2 protein-coding genes are annotated in these 2350 nt (G+C 72.3%); both read right to left on the bottom strand.

What is annotated here, in order from left to right; all coding sequences use genetic code 11:
• Positions 1 to 101: 101 nt before the first annotated feature.
• Positions 102 to 1184 carry an ABC transporter substrate-binding protein gene (locus D180_RS13625; protein WP_017913229.1) on the bottom strand — a complete coding sequence of 361 codons (1083 nt, stop codon included), beginning with the start codon at positions 1182 to 1184 and terminating at the stop codon, positions 102 to 104.
• Positions 1181 to 2350 (bottom strand): sensor histidine kinase (locus tag D180_RS13620; RefSeq protein ID WP_017913228.1); only part of this gene is annotated, 1170 nt, incomplete at its 5' end. The genes D180_RS13620 and D180_RS13625, both read right to left, overlap by 4 nt.

The raw sequence follows: 2350 nt of genomic DNA, 5'->3' as shown, positions 1-2350 counted from the left end.
GCTGGCCGGCGGCGCACCGGAAGAACTGGGCGACAGCGTACGCGTGCTGTGTTCTCCCGGGCGCCAGCCGCGCTTCGCGCGCTGACCGGCACCACCCCGGCTCAGCGCGGCGGCGCCTGCTGCATGCTGCTGCGCCAGGCGTCCAGGAACTGACGTCGCTTCAGCGCATCCAGATACACCAGCAGCCCCGGGCCCAGCGCGATCGGACGGAACGCCGACGCAGCGGCCGGCCCACCCTGCGCCGCCACGCCTGGCTGCGGCAGGATCGGCTGCAGCCGCGCCTCGCGCGACAGCCCCTGCTGCCCGCGCGGCGACAGCAGGTAATCCAGGAAACGGCGCGCCTCGGCCGCGTGTGGGCTGTCGCGCGGGATCACCGCGGTGCGCAGCGCGACCAGGGTGTAGTCCTCCGGCTGCACGATCGCCAGCGGCGCGCCGGCATCGATGCGCGCCTGCGCGTACGAACCCAGCACGTTGTAGGCCAGCAGCAGGTCGCCGCGCGCGACCTTGTCCAGCAGCACGCCGGTGCGTTCTTCCAGCACCACCTGGTTGTCGCCCATCGCCGCCAGCAACGCGCCGGCCATGCTGCCGAGCTGGCTGTCCTGGGTCGCGAACAGGTAGCCCACGCCGCTGCGCTCCACGTCGTAGGTGCCGATACGCCCACGCAGCGGCGAGCCCGGCGCGCGCAGCAGTTCCAGCAGCCGGCGGCGGGTGCGCGGCACCTGCGCGGCCGGCAGCCGCGCGGTGTTGTAGACGATCGCCACCGGCTCGTAGCTGATGCCGAAGACCTCGTGCCGCCACTGTGCCCACGCCGGCAGCGCCTCGGTCTGCGGCGAGCGGTGCGCCAGTGCGTGACCGTCGTTCACCAGCTTGGTCTGCAGATCCATGCTGGCGCTGATCAGCAGATCGGCGCAGCGCGGGCCAGGGCCTGGATGCAGGTAGCGCCGGTAGATATCGCCGGCGATCACGTCCTGGTACACCACCTCGGTGTGCGGATGCAGGCGCTGGTAGTCGCCGATCACCGCGGCGAACACCTCGATGTCGGTCGAACCCTGGATGCACAGTTGTGCGGTGGCCGCGCCCTGCGCCGGGAAGCGGCGCACGTCGCCGGGCGCGGCCAGCGCGGCATTGGCAAGCAGCGCGGTCAGCAGCAGCGGCAGACCGCGCAGCAGTGCGGGCAGGATCATGGATGCAACCTCGGCAGGTGCAGGCTGGCGATCAGGCCGCCGCCTACGCGATTGGACAGGTCGATGCGCCCGCCATGGGCCTCGACCACGCGCTTGACGATCGCCAGGCCCAGCCCGGCGCCGCCGGCGGCCGCACCCTCGCCGCGCACGAAACGTTCGAACACGCGTTCGGCTTCGGCGGCGGCGATGCCCGGGCCATGGTCGGCCACGGTCACCACGCAATCGCGCGCGCTGCAGGTCAGCGCCACCTGCAGCGCGCCATCGCCGCCGTACTTGCAGGCATTGTCGATCAGATTCTTGATCGCCTCGCGCAACAGCAGCGCATCGCCGCGCACCAGCGCCGGTTCGCTGGCGACGGCCAGTTGCACGCGTGGCCGCGGCGCGGCCTGCGGCACGGCCTCGTGCAGCGCCTGGTGCAACACCTCGGCCAGGTCGACGCTGGCGTAGCGCTGCAGGTTGGAACGGTGGATCACGCTGGCGTCGCTGAGCAACTGGTTGAGCAGGCGGCTCATGTGCGTGGCATTGCGCTCGATCGCCTCCAGGCTGCGACGCATCTCGTGCGGGTCGTCCTCGTCCAGCGCCAGTTGCGCCTGCGCACGCAGCGCCGCCAGCGGCGTGCGCATCTGGTGCGCGGCCTCGGCCATGAACGCACGCAGGGTCTCGTTGCTGCCGGCCAGGCGCGCCATGAAGCGGTTCAGCGCCGCCACCATCTGCTGCATCTCCTGCGGCGCCGTCGCGGCCACCGGCTTCAGTTCGGACGGTTCGCGCCGCGACAGTTCGTGCTCCAGCGTGCGCAGCGGCCGCAGCGCACGCGATACGCCCAGCCATACCAGCGCCAAGGCCAGCAGCGACAACAGCACGATCGCCACCAGCGCGTGCAGCACCACGTCCTGCGCCAGCGCCTCGCGGGCGCGCCGGGTCTGCCCCACCTGCACCCACACCTGGTCCTGCGCCGCCGCCGAGGACACCCGCCGCGAGACCACCGCAAAGCGCACCGGCTCGCCGCTGTAGACCGCATCGAACAAGCGCGGCGGCGCGCTGGCGCGCGGCAGCGACGGCGCCGCCGGCAGGTCGTCGTAGCCGGTGATGGTGCGCCCGCGCGCATCGAACACGCGGTAGAACACCCGGTCCTCCGGCGCCATCGCCAGCAGGTCCAGCGCGGCATA

It is taken from the genome of Xanthomonas sp. SHU 166 (assembly GCF_000364685.1).
Lineage (GTDB): Bacteria > Pseudomonadota > Gammaproteobacteria > Xanthomonadales > Xanthomonadaceae > Xanthomonas_A > Xanthomonas_A sontii.
The sequence above is the reverse complement of the archived record's forward strand: the minus strand, read 5'-3'. Positions and strand labels throughout refer to the sequence as shown.